Here is an 18106-nt window from a genome sequence, read left to right on the forward strand (position 1 = left end):
AGTGACGCCTCGGCGATCAGGGGAGGCGGGGCGTCCGGGGAGGTTCGGTACGCCGCTGCCGGGTGGCTTCGATCGCCGCGCCGAGAGTGAGCAGCGCCGTGTCGTCGTACGCGCGACCGGCCAGGGTGAGGCCGACGGGCATGCCGATGTCGGCCATCGTGCCCATCGGCACCGTCACGGTCGGGATGCCCAGGTGGCGGACGACCAGGTTGCCGTTGGCCACCCAGACGCCGTTGCGCCAGCCGAGCTCGGCGGAGGCCGGCTCGACATCCATGTCCGCGGGCCCGACATCGGCGACCGCCGGGAAGACGACCGCCTCCAGCCCCTGATCGTCGAGCCACTGCTCGAGGTCCAGGCGGCGGGTCTCGATCAGCCCCGCCAGGCCGGAGGCCAGCTCGGGGATGTCGGTCAGCGCCGCGTAGGGGTGGGCGCGGACCTGGTCGGGGTAGGAGGCGATGTCGTCGTCGAAGCCGGTGTAGCGATCCGGCAGCGCCCCCTCCGGGTGCGGGAAGATGCTCGCGCCCTCGACCTGCGTCAGCGAGTCGAGCGCCGGGTCGCCGTTCGCGGCGAGGAAGTCGTCCCACGCCCAGGCGGACAGGTCGACGATCTCGCGCCGCAGGTACTCGGCGCTGACCAGGCCGCGGGTCCTGATCGTCGGCGCCCCCGGCCGGTCGCCCTCGTAGTTGCTGACCACCGGGAAGTCGACCTCGACCACTGTCGCGCCCGCCGCCTCGAGATCGGCCCGCATGGCCTCCCACAGCGCGATCACCGAGGGTCGCGTCTCGATCCGGCGCCCGGTCGGACCGCCGATGCCGACGCCGTCGGGAGCGTCGTCGGCATTGACGTACATCCGCGGCACGCCCAGGCGCACCCCGGTGAGGTCGCGGCCCTGCGCGAGCGCGACGTACGACGCGGGGCGCAGGGTGCTCGCCGGCGGGATCTCGACCCACGGCTGGACCCGCCAGAAGTCGCCGCGGGTCTCGGTGTCGTCGGCGACCACCACGTCGAGCACCTCGAGCAGGTCGACCATCGTGCGCGTCTGGGGGACCACGACGTCCATCGTCGGCACCAGCGGCCAGTTGCCGCGCACCGAGATCACCCCCCACGACGGGGTGTAGGCGCACAGGGCGTTGTTGGACGCCGGGCCGCGACCGCTGGACCAGGTCTCCTCGCCGAGCCCGAAGGCGGCGAAGCTGGCCGCTGTCGCCGTGCCGGAGCCGTTGGAGGACCCCGAGCCGAACGGCGCGGTGAGGAAGTCGGCGTTGTAGGGGCTCTCGGCGCGACCGTAGACACCACGCTGCATGCCGCCATTGGCCATCGGTGGCATGTTCGTCAGCCCGAGGCAGATCGCGCCGCCGGCCCGCAGCCGCTCGATCGTGAAGGCGTCCCGCTGCGCCACCAGATGCTCGAAGGCGGGACTTCCGGCCGCCGCCGTCAGGCCCGTCACGAGGTAGGAGTCCTTGGCGGTGTAGGGGATGCCGTCCAGCGGGCCGAGGACGGCACCGCGCGCGCGGCGCTCGTCGGAGGCACGCGCCTCCTCGATGGCCGAGGGGTTCGCGACGACGACCGCACGCAGCCGCGGACCGGAGGCGTCGTACGCCGCGATCCGTGCCTGGTAGGCCTCGACCAGCTCGACGGCGGTGACCTCGCCGGCATCGAGAGCGCGGCGCAACTGGGGGATGGTCGCTTCGACGACATCGAACATAGGAGGATGCTGCCATGAGCATCATGCCTCCCGAGTGGGCCCCTCAGGACCGGATCTGGATGGCCTTCCCGGCTCCCGGCTACTCGCTCGGCGAGACAGCGGCTGAGGCCGATGAGGCGCGGTCGACCTGGGCTGCCGTCGCCAATGCCGCCGCCGCGTTCGAGCCGGTCACGGTGGTCGTCGATCCCGGCGAGGTGGACGCCGCCCGCAGGGTGCTGGCGCACGAGGTCGAGATCCTGGAGGCGCCGCTCAACGACGCCTGGATGCGCGACATCGGGCCGACGTTCGTCCATCAGGCCGACGGCTCGGTGGCCGGGGTGGACTGGGTCTTCAACGGCTGGGGCCAGTGCGACTGGGCCACGTGGGACCGCGACGAGCGCATCGGTGCGTTCGTCTGCGAGGCGGCCGGCGTTCCCCGGATCGGCTCGACCATGGTCAACGAGGGTGGTGCCATCCACGTCGACGGTGCCGGGGCCGTGCTGGTCACCGAGACGGTGCAGCTGGGCCAGGGGCGCAACGAGACCTGGACCAAGGAGCAGGTCGAGGCCGAGCTCGCCCGCACGATCGGGGCGAGCGAGGTCTTCTGGCTCCCGCGCGGACTGACCCGCGACTACGAGCGCTACGGCACCCGCGGCCACGTCGACATCGTCGCGACCTTCACCGCTCCGGGCCGGGTGCTGCTGCACAGCCAGCGGGACGCGGCCCACCCCGACCACGAGGTGAGCCGGTCGCTGCACGCCCTCCTGGCCGAGCGCTTCGAGGTCGTGGAGCTGCCCGCCCCGGCGACTCTCCGCGACGCCGAGGGCTGGGTCGACTGGTCCTACGTCAACCACTTGGTCGTGAACGGCGGCGTCATCGCCTGCTCGTTCGACGACGCGCGGGACGCCGACGCCCTCGCCGTACTGCGTGACGCCTATCCCGGCCGCGAGGTGGTCGCCGTCGATGCCCGGCCGCTGTTCGACCGCGGCGGCGGCATCCACTGCATCACCCAGCAGCAGCCTGCCCCGCGCTGACGCCGAGACGTCACCTTTCGCGGGTCGAGTGTCCACCGGTGTGGACATTCGACCCGCGAAAGGTGACTACTCGACCCGCCGAAGGTGACGTCTCGACGTGTCAGGCCCCGGCCAGGTTGTTGAGCGCCGCCTCGATGTCGTGGTCGTCGTCCATCCCGCTGATGGGGTCGCCGGCGGCGTCGACGTACCCGGCGTGCCGGAAGCTCTCCTCCGACTCCGGCGTGAGCCCCCGCAGCGAGGCCCGGTAGAGGGAGAGCCACGCCTCCCGCGCGAACGGGATGCCGTCCACGACGAGGCGGTGCTGGGCCGCGCGGAAGTCGACGTCCTCCCCGCGCGACAGCGACCAGGCGACGCCGGCCTCCTCGGGGGCGAGGACGACGCCGGCGCGCGAGAGCCGACCGCGCACGGACTCGACCGCGGCGCCGTTGACGACGTCGGTCACCACGAGGCGGGTCACGCCGCCGCGGTGCATCGCCAGGCGTACGACGTCGGCCAGCGCCGGCACCAGGACCGGCGCCCACTGACCGTGGCAGCCGAGCAGGAGCGTGCCACCGTCGATCGACCAGGCAGGGCCGCGGTGATCGGCGAGGTCGGCGGGGATGCCGTTGCCCTCGACGTCGGGGTCGAGCATCGGCAGTCCGAGGGTCAGCCCGTCGACCATCGCCTCGGTGACAGCCGGGACCACCCCGGCCGGTGCGTCGTGGGCGACGAGCAGCCGGCGGCAGATCAGCCGCAGCTCCCGCCTGCTGAGCCGGACGGTGGTGGTCATGAGTTCCTCTCGCTGATCTCGACCGGCGGCTCCCACGCGCCGTCGGGGGTGCCCAGGTCCGCGGGCGACGGGGCCCCGAGCAGGATGACGCCGACGGTGCCGAGCGGTCCCTGCTCGCGGGTCTTGCTGATGCCGAAGAAGGCGCAGTTGACCAGCCGGATCACGTGCGGCGCGTGCAACGTTCTGCTGCGCTGGTCGGCGATCACCGTGTGATAGCGCCGCTCGCTGTCGGCCACCACGCGCTCCAGGGTCGCCCGCATGCCGGGATGCGCGAGCAGGAACTCCCCGATCGGGTCCGCCGCCGCCCAGCCGGTCGCGGCCTCGCGGAACGCGGCGAGCTCGGCCGGCAGATCGAGGGTGAGGTCGTAGCGAGGCGAGGGCAGCGAGGTCAGCGGCCCACGCCGGGGCTCCTCGGCCGTCTCGGACTTGTACCAGGCGAAGTACGGGTCCAGGCCGGCGTCGGCCAGCTCGAGTGCCCAGCCGTACCGGCTCGTCACCAGCTCCCGGACCTGCCCGACGGTGAGCAACGGGTCCCACGCCCGCGGCGCGTTGCCGACGAGCGGGCCGGGCCGCGGCTCGGTGCGGCACACCGCGTCCACGAGGGCCGCATTGACGACCTCCTCGGTCTCGGCGGTGATGCCCGCGCCGGACATCCAGGTCGTCAGGTCGCCGACGGCCCGCGGCTGCTCGGTGCGCACATGCTCGACCACGCGCCGCAGCTCCGAGGCCACCTGCCGGCCGGGCGGCACGGACATGCCCGGGTCACGGGTGCGGTCGGCGTCGCGGTCCAGGGCGCAACGCTCCAGCCGGTCGAGGAGGAACGGCTCGAGCTCCGAGCCGGGGCCGAGCGCCAGCTGCTGGGCGAGCGCCAACCGCTCCTCGCGCTCGGTGAGCCACCGGTCGAGGAAGTCGGCATGGTTGTTCACGTAGAACATCAGCCCGAGCCCCGAGGCGTTGCCGATGCCGAGGTAGCGGCGCAGCTCGGGGCTCAGGGTGCTGGCACCGGCCCCGCCGCGCGCGGCGGCGATGTGGTCGGCGAGGTCGAACCCGAACTGCCGGACGACGTACGCCATCAGCATCTGGGCGTGGTACGGCGAGCCCAGCGGGTGCTCGTCGCCGTACGCCGCGAACGTCTTGGTGCCGAACGTGCCGTTCCCGTCCATCCCGGTGTTCCGCATGAGGTAGCCGGTGGTGGCGAGGATCTCGACCGGCGGCTGCTCCCCGCGGGCGAGTGCGTCGACGACGAGCTCGAAGGCGCGCATGCTGCGCTGGGCGCGGGCCCAGATCAGGGTCTCGGGGGTGGCCCGGCCCTCGTAGAGCCGTAGCAGCTCCTCCTCCTGCTCGCGCAGCTGCTGGGCATCCAGGTCGCCCTCGACCAGGGTGGCCGTCGCATCCCAGGCGCTGCCGATGATCCGGTCGGTGCGACCGTCTCCCGCGGGTGGGTAGGAGTACAGGACGACGGTGAAGAAGAGCTCTCCGGGCGGGCTCACCCGGTAGGAGGCGACGCCCGCGCCCTGGTCGTCGAGGGCGAACCGGGTGCGCTCGACGCGCCACGACTCGCGGTTGGCGCGGTCGAGGAACGACTGCGCGAAGCTCAGCATCGTCGGCTGCAGCGCGCCGAGCCGCTCGAGCCGCATCAGCTCGGTCTCGGGCCGCAGGGTGAGGACTGCGTCTGATCTGGGTTGCACGGGGCCTCCGTCCTGGTCAATGACACGGAAGCATACGCATATAGATGACGGCGTCAATGAGAAGTTTCGTTGTAGTCATCCCGTGCAGAGCCTTCAGGTGACATCGAGCGCTCCGTCGCCGCCGACGACGTGTTACGCGCAGATTTCTTACCGTCAAACGGTTGACGTTGCCCGGATCACATGCCTACGGTCTGCGAACAACGTCAACGAGAGGGTGACATGAGTGAGAACGAGCGGACGCGGGCGCTGACGTCGCCGACGCGAGCGCTGACCCTGCTGGAGGCCGTCGCCGACAGCCGCGTACCGGTCCGGCCCCCGGACCTGGGCCGCACGCTGGGCTGGTCCCGGGCGGCTGTGCACCAGCACCTGGTGACCCTGGTCTCGGCGGGCTGGCTCGACCAGCTGCACGACGGCCGCTACCGGCTCTCCCTCAAGGCGGGCCGGCTGGGCAGCGCCGCGCTGGAGCAGGCCGGCCTGGGCGACCGGATCCTGCCGCTCCTGGAGGCGGTGACCTTCCGGCTGCGGGAGGCCTCCTTCCTCGCGGTGCTCGAAGGTCAGCGCGCACACATCATCCGCCGCGTGCAGGCGCCGCGTCGGATCCAGGCACACGTCGCCAGCAGCGACTTCGACCTGAGCAGCAGCGCGTCGGGCCGGGTCCTGACCGCCTATGCGAGCGAGGCGGAGCTGACCCAGGTCGCGGGCGACGGGATCTCGATCGCCTCCAGCCGGGTGCTCGCCGAGGTGCGCAGGCGAGGCTTCGCCGTCACCGACGTCGACGACGACCCGGGCGATGAGACGACCGCCGTCGCCGTCCCCCTCATGGACGACCGCGGTCGCTGCCTGGCCGCCATCGGCGTCCTCGCCCCGACCGACCGGCTCGACGTGGCGCTCGCCAGCTCGATCCTGATCGAGGTGGCCCACCGCTTCGACCAGATGTGGCACGCGACGCCGGCGCTCGACCTCGACACCATGGACGAGGAGGCGGCGCGATGACGGGCCTGCGCTGGGTCGACGGCATGCAGAGCGGTCACTACGCCCGCGAGCAGTTCGAGGCCAACGCGGCCGGCGGCCTGCTCTGCGCCACGGTGACCGTCGGCGTGTGGGAGGACTTCCCCGAGGCGGTCGACGCGACCCTGGCCTGGCGCCGGGCGATCGAGGCGAACGCCGACGTGGCGATGCACGCCCGCACGATGGCCGACATCCGGTCCGCCGAGGACCAGGATCGGGTGGCGCTGCTGCTCGGCTTCCAGAACAGCAACCTCGTCGCGGACCGGCTCGACAGGGTCGAGGCCTTCCACGACCTCGGCGTACGGGTGATGCAGCTGACCTATAACAACGCCAACCATGCCGCGAGCGGCTGCTACGAGGCGGCCGACGGTGGCCTGACCCGGTTCGGGCGCGGCTTCGTCGCCGAGCTCAACCGACTGGGCATGCTGGTCGACCTCTCCCATGTCGGCAACCGCTCGGCCGCCGACACGATCGCCAGCTCGAGCCACCCGGTGGCCTTCACCCATGCCAACGCGGCGGACCTCTTCGACCACCCGCGCAACAAGCCGACCTGGCTGCTCAAGGAGCTGGCCAGCCGCGGCGGCGTGATCGGCTGTGCGCTCTACCCGAACCTGGTCGGACCCGAGTTCAGCGCGACGTTGGACACGTGGTGCGAGATGGTCGCCCGGACGGCGGAGATCGTCGGCGTGGAGCATGTCGCGATCGGCAGCGACCTCGGCGGCACCTACTCCTCGACCCAGATGGACCGACTCCGCTCCGGCTACTGGACCCGCGCCGTCGACCCCGGCGCCGCCACACCCGGTACGCCGGACCTCGCCGAGCCGGTGTGGTTGCCCGAGATGGGCCAAGCGACCCAGATCGAGGAGGGTCTCGCACGCGCCGGCTTCTCTGCCGACGACATCGTCCGGGTGTTGCGGGAGAACTGGCTCGCGCTCTACGCCGAGGTGCTGGGATGACCACGCTGCGAGCCGAGTCCGGCGACCTCACCGAGACCGCGCCCACCGTCGTACCCCTGCGGCACCCGGGCCGGATCGCCGCCGCGGTAGTGCTGGCGCTGATCGTCGCCCAGGTGGCCTACGTCCTGTGCACGAACGACCGCTTCGGCTGGGACGTGGTCCGGCACTACCTCTTCGCCGGCCGGGTGCTGCGCGGTGTGTGGCTCTCGGTGTGGCTGACGGTCGTCTCGATGGTCGCCGGTCTGGTGCTCGGGGTGGTCCTCGCGGTGATGCGCCTCTCGGCCAACCCGGTGGCTCGCTGGACCTCGTGGGTCTACGTCTGGCTCTTCCGCAGCACGCCGGTGCTGGTCCAGCTCGTGTTCTGGTACAACCTCTCCGCGCTGTTCCCGCGAGTCGGCCTGAGCGTGCCGTTCGGGGGCCCCGAGATCTGGACGACGAGTGCCAACTCGGCCATCACGCCGCTGACCGCCGCGATCCTCGGGCTCGCGTTGAACGAGGCCGCCTACATGGCCGAGATCATCCGCTCCGGCATCCTCTCGGTCGACGCCGGCCAGGCCGAGGCCGCGACCGCCTTCGGGATGACCCGGCTCAAGGCGTTGCGGCGGGTGATCCTGCCGCAGGCGATGCGCGTCATCGCCCCGCCGACCGGCAACGAGCTGATCACGATGCTGAAGACCACCGCGCTGGTCAGCACCGTCGCGGTCTCGGACCTGATGTACACGGTGCAGCAGATCTCGGCCGCCAACTTCGAGGTGATCCCGCTGTTGATCGCGGCCAGCCTCTGGTACCTGGCGCTGGTCTCGGTCCTGATGCTCGGGCAGGCCCAGCTCGAGCGCCGGCTCAACCGGTCGCTGGTGCGTACCGTCCGCGTCCGTACGCCGCGTCGCCGCCGCTCGGTGCCGACGCTGACCCGTGGGAGTGAGCATGTCTGAATCCGCGACGGTGCTGCGCGTCGACCACCTGAGCAAGAGCTACGCCGGCGTACCGGTCCTGCGCGACGTCTCGCTGACCCTCGACCGGGGCGAGGTGATGTGCGTCCTCGGTCCGTCGGGCAGCGGCAAGTCGACGCTGCTGCGCTGCGTCAACCATCTGGAGAAGGTGGACGGCGGGATCGTCCGGGTCGGCTCGGAGATCATCGGCTACCGCGAGCGTCACGGGAAGCTGCACGAGCTGCGCGAGCGTGAGGTGTGTGCCCAGCGCACCGCGATCGGCATGGTCTTCCAGCACTTCAACCTCTTCGCCCACATGACGGCGCTGGAGAACGTGATGGAGGCGCCGGTCCAGGTCAAGGGCGAGAAGCCGGCCGAGGTGCGCAAGCGTGCCGAGGAGCTGCTCGAGCGGGTCGGACTCGCCGAGCGCAAGCACCACTATCCCAACCAGCTCTCCGGCGGCCAGAAGCAGCGGGTGGCGATCGCCCGGGCACTGGCGATGCGGCCGACGCTGATGCTCTTCGACGAGCCGACCTCCGCCCTCGACCCCGAGCTGGTCGGCGAGGTGCTCGACGTGATGAAGGAGCTCGCCGCGAGCGGCATGACCATGCTGGTGGTCACCCACGAGATCGGCTTCGCGCGGGAGGTGGCCTCGACGGTCGCCTTCATGGACGGCGGCGTCGTCATCGAGTCCGGTGCGCCCGCCGAGGTCCTCAGCAGGCCTCAGCACGAACGTACCCAGGCCTTCCTCGGCAAGGTGCTCTGAGCCTCGCCGTGTCTCGACCCTCCCATCCCGGCGGCCGGGCCGCCTCGATCCACCGAAGGACCCATCCCATGACCAACCTGCGCTCCCCGTGGCTCCAGGCCACCCTTGTCGGGCTGGTGGCTCTCAGCGCCACGGCCTGCTCCAGCGGTCACGACGACACCGCCTCCGACGCGGCGGGCACGGCGGGTGCCGCCAGCTCCGGTACGGCGTCGGCCCAGCCGGGCGATCCCGCGGCCGCCGCGCTGGTCCCCGCCGAGATCCGCAAGCGTGGCTCCATCACGATCGCGACTGATCCGTCGTACCCGCCGCTGGAGTACGCCGACGCGGACTCCGGCGATCTGAAGGGCATGGAGGTCGACCTCGGCAACGCCCTGGGCAAGGAGCTCGGGCTGCAGGTGAAGTGGACCAAGGTGGCCTTCAACAGCATCGTCCCCGGTCTCCAGGCGGGTCGCTACGACATGGCGCTCTCCGGCTTCTGGGTGTTCCCCGACCGGCTCAAGGTGACCAGCATGATCACGTACTTCGAGTCCGGCAGTCAGTACATGGTCAAGGCCGGCAGCTCGCTCAAGATCGACACCCGCGCCGATCTGTGCGGTACGACGGTGGCGCTGGAGAGCGGCTCCTCGGAGATCGAGATGAACCAGACCGAGAGCAAGACCTGCCAGGCCGAGGGCCAGAAGCCGATCACCGTGCAGACCTACCAGACCCAGGACCAGGCGAACCTCGCCGTCACCTCCGGCCGGGCGCAGAGCACGGGCGTCGGCGCCGAGGTGGCCGGTTACACGGTGAAGAACGCGCACGGTCAGCTGGCCCTCGCCGGGGCGATCTTCGACTCCAGCCCGGCCGGCATCGCCTTCCCGAAGAACAGCGCCCTGCTCCCGGCCGCCGATGCGGCACTGACGACGATGTCGACCGACGGCTCGCTGAAGAAGCTCTTCTCGACCTACGGCGTCAGCGACCAGCAGATCGCGCTCAAGCTCAACAAGTGACCGCCGAGAGGTCATGAACCGCGGGTCGAGTGTCCACAGCCAGGTGGACACTCGACCCGCGGTAGTTGACGTCTCGACCCGCCGAAAGTGACGCCTCGGCTGGGGCTCAGTCCTCCGTGGAGGCCGCCTTCCCGGCGGCGATGAGCTCCATGATGGAGGAGTCGGCCAGGGTCGTGGTGTCCCCGACGCCGCGGCCCTCGGCGAGGTCGCGCAGGAGGCGGCGCATGATCTTGCCCGAGCGGGTCTTGGGCAGCTCGGGCACGATCATGATCCGCTTGGGCTTGGCGATCGGCCCGATCTGGGTGCGGACGTGGTCGGAGAGCTCCTTCTCGCAGCTTTCCGGGGCGCCCTCGCGCAGGATGACGTAGGCGACCACTGCCTGACCGGTGTCGGCGTCGGTGGCGCCGACCACCGCGGCCTCGGCGACGTAGGGGTGCGAGACCAGGGCGGACTCGATCTCGGTGGTGGAGAGCCGGTGACCCGAGACGTTCATGACGTCGTCGACGCGACCCAGGACCCACAGGTCGCCGTCCTCGTCCTTCTTCGCGCCGTCGCCGGCGAAGTAGTACCCCTGGCCGCCGTTGGCGTCGCGGAACCGGGCCCAATAGGTGTCGATGTAGCGCTGGTCGTCGCCCCAGATGGTGCGCAGCATCGAGGGCCACGGCTGGGTGAGCACGAGGTAGCCGCCCGAGCCGTTGGGCACGGGGTGGCCCTCGTCGTCGACCACGTCGGCGGTGACGCCCGGCAACGGGTTCATCGCCGAGCCGGGCTTGGCGTGGGTCACCCCCGGCAGCGGGCTGATCATCATGGCGCCGGTCTCGGTCTGCCACCAGGTGTCCACCACGGGCGTGCGGTCGCCGCCGATGACGTGGCGGTACCAGACGTAGGCCTCGGGGTTGATCGGCTCGCCCACCGAGCCCAGGATCCGCAGGCTGCTCAGGTCGTGCTGGTCGGGGATGTCGTGACCCTGCTTCATGAACGAGCGGATCGCCGTGGGAGCGGTGTAGAAGAGCGTCACCTTCTTCTCCTCGATGATCCGCCACCACCGGCCCCGCTCGGGATAGTCGGGCGTGCCTTCGTAGAGAACCTGGGTCGCGCCGTTCGCGAGCGGACCGTAGACGATGTAGGAGTGGCCGGTGACCCAGCCGATGTCGGCGGTGCACCAGTAGACGTCCGTCTCGGGCTTGAGGTCGAAGACCTCCCAGTGGGTGAACGCCGCCTGGGTCAGGTAGCCGCCGGTGGTGTGCAGGATGCCCTTGGGCTTGCCGGTGGTGCCCGAGGTGTACATGACGTAGAGCGGATGCTCGGCGTCGAACGCCTCCGGCGTGTGCTCGGTGGAGGCGGTCGCGACAGCGTCGTGCCACCACACGTCGACCCCGTCCTCCCAGGCGACGTCCTGGCCGGTACGCCGGACGACCAGCACCTTCTCGACCGTGTGCCCGGCGCCGGCCGCGATGCTCCGCGCCTCGTCGACCGCCGGCTTCAGCGCCGAGGGCGCGCCGCGGCGGTAGCCGCCGTCGGCGGTGACCACCACCTTCGCGCCGCAGTCCTCGATCCGGGAGGCGAGCGCCTCGGCGGAGAAGCCGCCGAAGACGACCGTGTGCGGTGCGCCGAGCCGGGCGCAGGCCAGCATCGTGACGATGGCCTCGGGGATCATCGGCATGTAGATAGCGACCCGATCGCCGGTGGCCACTCCCAGCGAGCTCAGCGCGTTCGCGGCCTGGCTGACCTCGTCCTTGAGCTGGGCGTAGGTCAGGTCACGCGATTCCGCGCCCTGGTCGGAGACCGGCTCGCCGACCCAGTGGAGGGCGACCCGGTCCCCGTTGCCGGCCTCGACGTGACGGTCCACGCAGTTGTAGGCGGCGTTGAGCTTCCCGCCGGTGAACCACTTGAAGAACGGCGGGTTGTCGTCGTCCAGCACCCGGTCCCACCGCTGGGCCCAGGACAACCTGTCGGCGGCCTTGGCCCAGAAGGCCTCGCGGTCGGCGCCGGCCTCGTCGTACGCGTCGGCCTTCACGTTCGCGTTGGCGGCCAGCTCGGCCGGCGGCTCGAAGCGCCGGTTCTCGTGCAGCAGGTTCGACAGCGTCTGTTCGGTCATCTGATCACTTCCGGGTGCGAGTCGGTGCTACGTGTCCTACGCCACACTAGGCCGTCACGCGCGCGGTCCGACCGGCAGCACCTGGCGCTTGAAGGTGAAGGCCGTGACACCGGCGAAGGAGGTGTACCAGGCGACGGCGGCCGTCACGATGCCGAGGTAGCCCCCGATCTTGATCCAGTTCGACGACTCCTTGTCGAACCAGCCGATCGCCAGGATCGCGAAGGTCACCGTCAGCAGGACGAACACCCCGAGGACAGCCCCCGAGACGCGGGAGGCGGCGACGGCCATGTACGCCGTGAAGATCGCCCAGCCGAGCAGGTAGACACCCACGACCTTGTACCCGTCGGGCCCCAGCTTGGCCAGGTCCTTCTCGGCCAGCCACCAGAAGGAGAGCCAGAATCCACCGTAGGAGCAGAACGCTGTCGCGCCGAAGGTGTTGCCCTTCGCGAACTCCCACACGCCGGCGGTGAACTGGCAGATGCCGCCGTAGGCGAGCGCGAGCCCGAGCGCACCGCCGACGAGCGCCTGGGGGACGATGTTGGCGTTGACGCAGCTGAGGACGAAGGTCGTCAGGGCGAAGGCGGCCAGCCCCAGCGGGGCCGGATCGGCGATGTGAGCACCCGGGAGGGTCCGGGAGATGGGCGCCTCCGCGGGGCGCTCCGTGTAGTTGCTGGACATGTCGTGCTCCTTCGAGATGCAGGACTGGACCATCCCCGGATGCCCGGGCATCACGACGCTAGGAGCCTCCGGGGGCCGGCGCCACGGGCACGGCCGGAGCGGTCGCCCGGCGGCAGGATGCCTGCGATGTGCGCTGCGTCACACACGACGAGCGGCGTCGTGGCGACGACGAGCGGCGCGCTCACTCGGCTCCACGGGCACGGAACCCGCCGCGGTCGACCATCACCGCCTCGGGCGTGTGCAGCCGCACCATCGTCCGGGCGACGTGGAGCGGTCGGCTGGTCGCCACCGACACGCCCACCATGGTCGCGAACGCCAGCGGGACGGTCACCAGCGCGGGTTGGGAGAGTACGGCGCCCCCCAGTCCGGGGTAGCTGTGCCCGCTCAACCCCACCGCCACCGCGGCGGTGGAGAGCGCCCCGCCCACGGTCATCCCGGCGATGGCACCGGTCGCGGTCAGGCGTGGCCACCAGATGCCGAGCAGCAGCATCGGCGCGAAGGTCGAGGCGGCGACCGCGAAGGCCAGCTCGACCGCGTGCGCCACCGCGAGACCGGTGGAGAGCAGGGTCAGGGCGAGCGTCGCCAGCGCCCCGATGGTCGCCGCGATCCGGAAGGCCGCCACGCCACCGAACCGGTGACCCAGCAGGTCCTGCCCGATCACGCCGGCGATGGAGAGCACCAGCCCCGAGGAGGTGGAGAGGAACGCCGCGAACGCGCCGGCGGCGAGCACCGCCGTCAACAGGTCCGCCGTGGTGCCGCCGACGAGGTGGCCGGGCAGGTCGAGGACGGCCGTGTCGGTGGCGTCGGTGGCGGTCAGCGGTGCGAGATAGTGCCGCCCGAGGACGCCGTACACCGGTGGCAGCAGGTAGAAGAGGCTCAGCAGCCCCAGGACGGTGACAGTCGTACGGCGAGCGGCGTACCCGTCCCGGTTGGTGTAGAAGCGGACCACGACGTGGGGCAGGCCCATCGTGCCGAGGAAGGTCGCCACGATCAGCGAGTACGTCAGGTAGAGGCTGTGCGGGCCGCGCATCGGCTCCAGCCAGTCGGTGCTGTGCAACCGTGCCGCCGCGCCGGGTGCACCGCCGTGGTGGACGGCGAGCAGGAAGGCCAGCGGCACCAGGAGCGCTGCCAGCTTGAGCCAGTACTGCACCGCCTGCACCAGCGTGATGCTGCGCATCCCGCCGGCGACGACGCTGGCCAGCACCACCACGGCCACCGCCGTCGACCCGGTCCAGGCGGGTGCGCCGGTCAGCGCGTGCACCGTCAGCCCGGCACCCTGGAACTGCGGGATCAGGTAGAGCACGGCGATCAGCACGCCGAGGGCGCTCGCGAGCGTCCGGGCGCGCTGCGACTCCAGCCGGAACTCGGCGAAGTCCGGCAACGTGTAGGCACGCGAGCGGCGCAGCGGCGCTGCCACGAACAGCAGCAGCACGAGGTAGCCGGCGGTCCAGCCGACCGGGTACCAGAGCATGTCGACGCCGCGCGCCATCACCAGTCCGGCGACACCGAGGAAGGAAGCGGCCGACAGGTACTCCCCGCTGATCGCGGCGGCGTTGGTCGCCGGCCCGACAGCCCGCGAGGCCACGTAGAAGTCGCTGGTGGTCCGGGCTAGCCGCAGCCCGAACGCTCCGACCGCGAGGGTCAGGACCGAGACCAGCAGCGCCGCGAGGGCGGCGATCGCGTTGGCGTTCACCGCGGGCCGACCAGGTCCTGGAAGGCGCGCTCGTTGCGCTCGGCGCGGCGGACGTAGACGACCGCCAGCCCGATGATCACCGGATAGCAGCCGGCGCCGAGCAGCAGCCAGGCCAGGGGTACGCCGAGGATCCGACCGTGCTGCAGCCACGGCACGAGGACGAACAGCAGCGGCAGAGCGCCGACGCTCGACACGAGCACGAGCAGCAGGCCGAGCGCGAGCCGCAGCTGGCTGCGCACCAGCGATCGCATGTACACCTCGCCGACAGGGCTCTGCGCATCGATCTCGCGCGCGACGGTGGTCCGCCGCGGCCTTCCGGCGGTCGGGGCGGTGATCCGCGTCCGGGGCAGCGGCGCGTTGCTGCTCACGCCTCCCCCCGACGGGTCCGCCGCAGCTGCTCGCGCAGTGCCGGCGTGTGGCGCCTGCTGACCAGCAGCTCGTGGCCGCCCACGACCACCGCCACCCGGCCGTCCTCCTCGCGGATCTCCTCCACGTGGTGCAGCGAGACCAGCAGCGATCGGTGGATCCGGATGAAGCCGGTGTCGCGCCAGCGCTCCTCCAGGGTGGAGATGGGCAGGCGCACCAGGTGGCTCCCGGTCGCGGTGTGCAGCCGGCTGTAGTCGCCCTGGGCCTCCACGTAGCTGACCGTCGAGCGGGTCACCAGCCGGGTGACCCCACCCAGCTCGACGGCGATCGTGTCGTCGCGCGGCGGCGTCACGCCGGCGTCGCGGATCCGGCGTACGGCCTCGCGCAGGCGCTCCTCGCGCACCGGCTTGAGCAGGTAGTCCACCGCGTGCAGGTCGAACGCGTCGACGGCGTGCTCGGCGTGCGCGGTGACGAAGACGATCCGGGGCGGGGTGCGGAACCGGGCGAGCACCGCTGCCAGGTCCAGGCCGGAGAGGCCGGGCATCGCGATGTCCAGGAACACCGCGTCGACGTCGCGCTCGCGCAGCAGTTGCAGCGCCTCGGTCCCCGAGCCGGCGGTGCTCACCGAGGCGATCCGGTCGTCGCGCCCGAGCAGGAAGGTGAGCTCGTCGCGGACGGGACGTTCGTCGTCGACGATCAGGACGTGCAGCGTCATGGGCGCACCCCGTGGGCGTACTTCGGAACGCGGACGGTGACCTTCGTGCCCGCCCCCGGAGCGGTCTCGACCACGAGACCGTAGTCGTCACCGAACGTCGAGCGCAGCCGCTCGTCCACGTTGAACAGCCCCACCGAGTCCAGGCTGGCGTCCCCCGCGAGCACCCTTCGGATCCGCTCCGGATCGCCGCCGACACCGTCGTCCTCGATGGTGATCACCGCCTCCCGGTCGAGGTCGCGGGCGAGGATCTGCACGGTGCCACCGTCGGGTCGGGGGGCCAGTCCGTGCCGTACGGCGTTCTCCACCAGCGGCTGCAGGCTCAGCACCGGGATCGTCACGGGGAGCACCTCGGGCGCGACCCGCAGCGTGACGCCGAGCCGGTCGCCGAACCGGGCCTGCTCCAGCACGAGGTAGCGCTCGATCGACTGGAGCTCCTCGGCGAGCGTGGTGTAGTCGCCGAGCCGGCGGAAGGAATAGCGGGTGAAGTCGGCGAAGTCCAGCAGCAGCTCCCGCGCCCGGTCGGGGTCGGTGCGCACGAAGCTGGCGATCGCCGTGAGGCTGTTGTAGACGAAGTGTGGGCTGATCTGGGCCCGCAGGGCTCTGACCTCGGCCTCCATCAGGCGTGATCTCGACGCGTCGAGCTGGCCGAGCTCGAGCTGCCCGCTGACCCACTGGGCGAGCTCGTCGGTCGCCCGGACCAGGACAGCCGAGGTGTGACCGGTGTAGATCTGCAGCGTGCCGACGACCCGGTCCTCCACGGTCAGCGGCGAGACGACGGCGTGCCGGATGTCGCACGCCGGGTTGCCGCACCGGAACTCGCGGTGGTCGCGCACCGTCGTCGATCCGTCCGCGACGCCGTCGCGAGCCAGCTGGGCGGCGTGCTGCTCGTGTTGGACGGCTCCGCCGTCCCAGGCCAGCAGGGCCTCGGTGTCGGTGAGGGCCACCGCCGGCGCCGCGACCAGGGAGCGCAGGTGCTTGACCGAATCCGTGGCGGAGGTGAGTGTCAGCCCCTCGCGCAGCGCGCTGGTCATCAGCGATGCGGTGTGCAGGGTGCGGAACGTCGCTCTGTCCGCCTCGGTGCCGAGGTGGCCATGGCGCCGCCTCCAGCGTGTCATGCGTCACAGGTTAGTTGAGTCGGGCCTGCGTCCGGGTTGAGTCGGGCCTGCGTCCGGGTTGAGTCGGGCCTGCGACACCGGCCGTCGTTCGGGGTCGGCGCAAAGAAAAACGAAAAGCGTGGGCCAGTCCCAGCGTGGCCCGGTGTCTTGGCCGGGTCGAGTGCCTTGAGCACAGTTGCGTCGGGCCACCATGGCTGTGATCCAGTACGACGAGATTTCCCCCTGGTCTGGTTGTTGAAAGAAGGTTGACCATACACATCCGACCACCTAGGATTCGAACATGCGTTCGAATTGATCTCTCTCGGTGGTGGTCTCCATTCATCAGATCCAGGCGGCACTCGCCACGATCGCTGCTGCCCTCGATGACGCCACGGACGCGGACCCGGTCTTCCTCGCGACGGCGGACAAGGCAGACGTGCTCGCACGACTGGAGCAGATCACCGCACGTGTGGCCGAGCTACGACTCCGCGTGATCGCCTCCGCACAGGACGTGGCCGAGGAGGTCAGTGCCCGCGATGTCGCAGCCTGGCTGGTTGCCCAGCACCGGGTCGAGAGTCCCGCCGCGCACGCCACCCTTCGGTTGGCCCGGGAGTTGGAGGGTCGGCCGGTGGTCCGGGCCGGGCTCGCGCGCGGTGCGTTCAGTCTCGAGCACGCCCGCGTGATCCTCCGTGGGCTCGACGACCTGCCCGACGACCTACCCGCCGAGGTGTTGGCGCGGGCGGAGGTCACGCTGTGCGACCTCGCGAGTGAGCACCGGCCCAAGGACCTGCGCCGCCTCGCCAGCCACCTGTTGGAGGTCGTCGCACCCGAGGTCGCCGAAGCCGCCGAGGCCGCAGCCATCCGTCGGCTCGAGGAGACCGCGAACGCGAAAGCGTGCCTCTCGATCACCGACCAAGGCGACGGGACGACCCGCATCCACGGCATCGTCCCCGAAACGGTCGGTCACCGGTTGCGGACCTACCTGCAGGCCTACACCCAACCCCGAGTAGCGGCCCTGGAGGCCGACGGCAGGGTCCCGCCCAGGAGCCGGCTCCTCGCGCACGCGTTCGCCCAGCTCCTGGAGAACACCGACCCCACCCGACTCCCCGCCCACGGCGGCGACGCGACCACGGTGGTGGTGACCATGACGCTGGACCAGCTCCGGGCCGGTCTCGGTGTTGCTTGGCTCGAGGACGGCACCCCCATCAGCACCGGGGAGACCCGACGCCTGGCGTGCACCGCCGGGATCATCCCCGCCGTCCTCGGCGGCAACTCCGAACCCCTCGATCTGGGCCGCACCCGAAGACTCTTCACCCCATCCCAGCGCAAGGCACTCGCTCTACGAGACAAGCACTGCCGAGCCGAAGGCTGCGCCGTCCCCACTACGTGGTGCGACGCCCACCACGACCAACCCTGGAGTCACGGCGGCCACACCGACCTCGCCCACGGCTCCCTCCTCTGCGGCCACCACCACCGCCGAGCCCACGACCCCACCTACCAAACCACCCGACTCCCCGACGGCCGCTACCGCTTCCGACGAAAGGCACGAGCTCTGGTCCGCGCGAGTCCGTGAAGACGGTGATCCTCTCCTGACCGCGACCTCGCGGTGCCCTGGGCGACGCCGAGGTCTGCGCCGCCG

Annotated in this window: 16 protein-coding genes; 7 read left to right on the forward strand and 9 right to left on the reverse strand. The window is 71.2% G+C overall.

Annotated elements, in window-relative coordinates; all coding sequences use genetic code 11:
* Positions 1-16: 16 nt before the first annotated feature.
* Complete coding sequence (locus P5P86_RS03015) at positions 17-1705, reverse strand: amidase (protein WP_280609799.1); 1689 nt, start codon at positions 1703-1705, stop codon at positions 17-19.
* Between the two features lie 14 nt (positions 1706-1719).
* On the opposite strand from P5P86_RS03015, the gene P5P86_RS03020 reads away from it, so the two are divergent.
* Positions 1720-2718, forward strand: coding sequence for an agmatine deiminase family protein (locus P5P86_RS03020; RefSeq protein WP_280609800.1), 999 nt, complete (start codon positions 1720-1722; stop codon positions 2716-2718).
* Positions 2719-2818: 100 nt separating this feature from the next.
* Here P5P86_RS03020 and P5P86_RS03025 read toward each other — a convergent pair whose 3' ends face one another.
* Positions 2819-3487: a hypothetical protein gene (locus P5P86_RS03025; protein WP_280609801.1), complete on the reverse strand. Its 669-nt coding sequence runs from the start codon at positions 3485-3487 to the stop codon at positions 2819-2821.
* On the reverse strand, positions 3484-5175 hold the full coding sequence (locus P5P86_RS03030) for a hypothetical protein (protein WP_280609802.1): 1692 nt from the start codon (positions 5173-5175) through the stop codon (positions 3484-3486). Before P5P86_RS03030 ends, P5P86_RS03025 begins: the two co-directional genes overlap by 4 nt.
* A 219-nt stretch (positions 5176-5394) precedes the next feature.
* Here P5P86_RS03030 and P5P86_RS03035 point away from each other — a divergent pair, with 219 nt between their 5' ends.
* The 5 genes from P5P86_RS03035 to P5P86_RS03055 all read left to right on the forward strand — a co-directional run bounded on the left by P5P86_RS03035 (position 5395) and on the right by P5P86_RS03055 (position 9823).
* Positions 5395-6168 carry an IclR family transcriptional regulator gene (locus tag P5P86_RS03035; RefSeq protein WP_280609803.1) on the forward strand — a complete coding sequence of 258 codons (774 nt, stop codon included), beginning with the start codon at positions 5395-5397 and terminating at the stop codon, positions 6166-6168.
* Positions 6165-7139: a membrane dipeptidase gene (locus P5P86_RS03040; protein ID WP_280609804.1), complete on the forward strand. Its 975-nt coding sequence runs from the start codon at positions 6165-6167 to the stop codon at positions 7137-7139. The genes P5P86_RS03035 and P5P86_RS03040 overlap by 4 nt, the downstream gene beginning before the upstream one ends.
* On the forward strand, positions 7136-8071 hold the full coding sequence (locus P5P86_RS03045; RefSeq protein ID WP_280609805.1) for an amino acid ABC transporter permease: 936 nt from the start codon (positions 7136-7138) through the stop codon (positions 8069-8071). Before P5P86_RS03040 ends, P5P86_RS03045 begins: the two co-directional genes overlap by 4 nt.
* Positions 8064-8834 carry an amino acid ABC transporter ATP-binding protein gene (locus tag P5P86_RS03050; RefSeq protein ID WP_280609806.1) on the forward strand — a complete coding sequence of 257 codons (771 nt, stop codon included), beginning with the start codon at positions 8064-8066 and terminating at the stop codon, positions 8832-8834. The genes P5P86_RS03045 and P5P86_RS03050 overlap by 8 nt, the downstream gene beginning before the upstream one ends.
* A 68-nt stretch (positions 8835-8902) precedes the next feature.
* On the forward strand, positions 8903-9823 hold the full coding sequence (locus P5P86_RS03055; RefSeq protein ID WP_280609807.1) for an ABC transporter substrate-binding protein: 921 nt from the start codon (positions 8903-8905) through the stop codon (positions 9821-9823).
* Between the two features lie 106 nt (positions 9824-9929).
* Here P5P86_RS03055 and acs read toward each other — a convergent pair whose 3' ends face one another.
* The 6 genes from acs to P5P86_RS03085 all read right to left on the reverse strand — a co-directional run bounded on the left by acs (position 9930) and on the right by P5P86_RS03085 (position 16488).
* The gene (acs, locus tag P5P86_RS03060; protein ID WP_280609808.1) at positions 9930-11921 is read right to left on the reverse strand and encodes an acetate--CoA ligase; all 1992 of its coding nucleotides are present in this window, start codon (positions 11919-11921) and stop codon (positions 9930-9932) included.
* 54 nt (positions 11922-11975) lie between these two features.
* On the reverse strand, positions 11976-12599 hold the full coding sequence (locus tag P5P86_RS03065; protein ID WP_280609809.1) for an acetate uptake transporter: 624 nt from the start codon (positions 12597-12599) through the stop codon (positions 11976-11978).
* Between the two features lie 181 nt (positions 12600-12780).
* Complete coding sequence (locus tag P5P86_RS03070) at positions 12781-14292, reverse strand: sodium/solute symporter (protein ID WP_280609810.1); 1512 nt, start codon at positions 14290-14292, stop codon at positions 12781-12783.
* On the reverse strand, positions 14289-14660 hold the full coding sequence (locus tag P5P86_RS03075; protein ID WP_280609811.1) for a hypothetical protein: 372 nt from the start codon (positions 14658-14660) through the stop codon (positions 14289-14291). Before P5P86_RS03075 ends, P5P86_RS03070 begins: the two co-directional genes overlap by 4 nt.
* A complete protein-coding gene (locus tag P5P86_RS03080) occupies positions 14657-15373 on the reverse strand; it encodes a LytR/AlgR family response regulator transcription factor (RefSeq protein ID WP_280609813.1) in 717 nt (238 codons plus the stop codon). Before P5P86_RS03080 ends, P5P86_RS03075 begins: the two co-directional genes overlap by 4 nt.
* Positions 15370-16488, reverse strand: coding sequence for a sensor histidine kinase (locus tag P5P86_RS03085; RefSeq protein WP_280609814.1), 1119 nt, complete (start codon positions 16486-16488; stop codon positions 15370-15372). The genes P5P86_RS03080 and P5P86_RS03085 overlap by 4 nt, the downstream gene beginning before the upstream one ends.
* A 307-nt stretch (positions 16489-16795) precedes the next feature.
* On the opposite strand from P5P86_RS03085, the gene P5P86_RS03090 reads away from it, so the two are divergent.
* The gene (locus tag P5P86_RS03090) at positions 16796-18040 is read left to right on the forward strand and encodes an HNH endonuclease signature motif containing protein (protein WP_280609815.1); all 1245 of its coding nucleotides are present in this window, start codon (positions 16796-16798) and stop codon (positions 18038-18040) included.
* The last annotated feature ends 66 nt before the right edge of the window (positions 18041-18106 follow it).

The organism is Nocardioides sp. BP30 (assembly GCF_029873215.1).
In the GTDB taxonomy this organism is placed as follows: Bacteria; Actinomycetota; Actinomycetes; order Propionibacteriales; family Nocardioidaceae; genus Nocardioides.

Coding starts and splice junctions, on each gene's coding strand:
- P5P86_RS03050 (WP_280609806.1), top strand. CDS start 8,064: ATGTCTGAATCCGCGACGGTGCTGCGCGTCGACCACCTGAGCAAGAGC.
- P5P86_RS03035 (WP_280609803.1), top strand. CDS start 5,395: ATGAGTGAGAACGAGCGGACGCGGGCGCTGACGTCGCCGACGCGAGCG.
- P5P86_RS03020 (WP_280609800.1), top strand. CDS start 1,720: ATGAGCATCATGCCTCCCGAGTGGGCCCCTCAGGACCGGATCTGGATG.
- P5P86_RS03015 (WP_280609799.1), bottom strand. CDS start 1,705: ATGTTCGATGTCGTCGAAGCGACCATCCCCCAGTTGCGCCGCGCTCTC.
- P5P86_RS03045 (WP_280609805.1), top strand. CDS start 7,136: ATGACCACGCTGCGAGCCGAGTCCGGCGACCTCACCGAGACCGCGCCC.
- P5P86_RS03080 (WP_280609813.1), bottom strand. CDS start 15,373: ATGACGCTGCACGTCCTGATCGTCGACGACGAACGTCCCGTCCGCGAC.
- P5P86_RS03085 (WP_280609814.1), bottom strand. CDS start 16,488: ATGACACGCTGGAGGCGGCGCCATGGCCACCTCGGCACCGAGGCGGAC.
- P5P86_RS03025 (WP_280609801.1), bottom strand. CDS start 3,487: ATGACCACCACCGTCCGGCTCAGCAGGCGGGAGCTGCGGCTGATCTGC.
- P5P86_RS03040 (WP_280609804.1), top strand. CDS start 6,165: ATGACGGGCCTGCGCTGGGTCGACGGCATGCAGAGCGGTCACTACGCC.
- P5P86_RS03055 (WP_280609807.1), top strand. CDS start 8,903: ATGACCAACCTGCGCTCCCCGTGGCTCCAGGCCACCCTTGTCGGGCTG.
- P5P86_RS03065 (WP_280609809.1), bottom strand. CDS start 12,599: ATGTCCAGCAACTACACGGAGCGCCCCGCGGAGGCGCCCATCTCCCGG.
- acs (WP_280609808.1), bottom strand. CDS start 11,921: ATGACCGAACAGACGCTGTCGAACCTGCTGCACGAGAACCGGCGCTTC.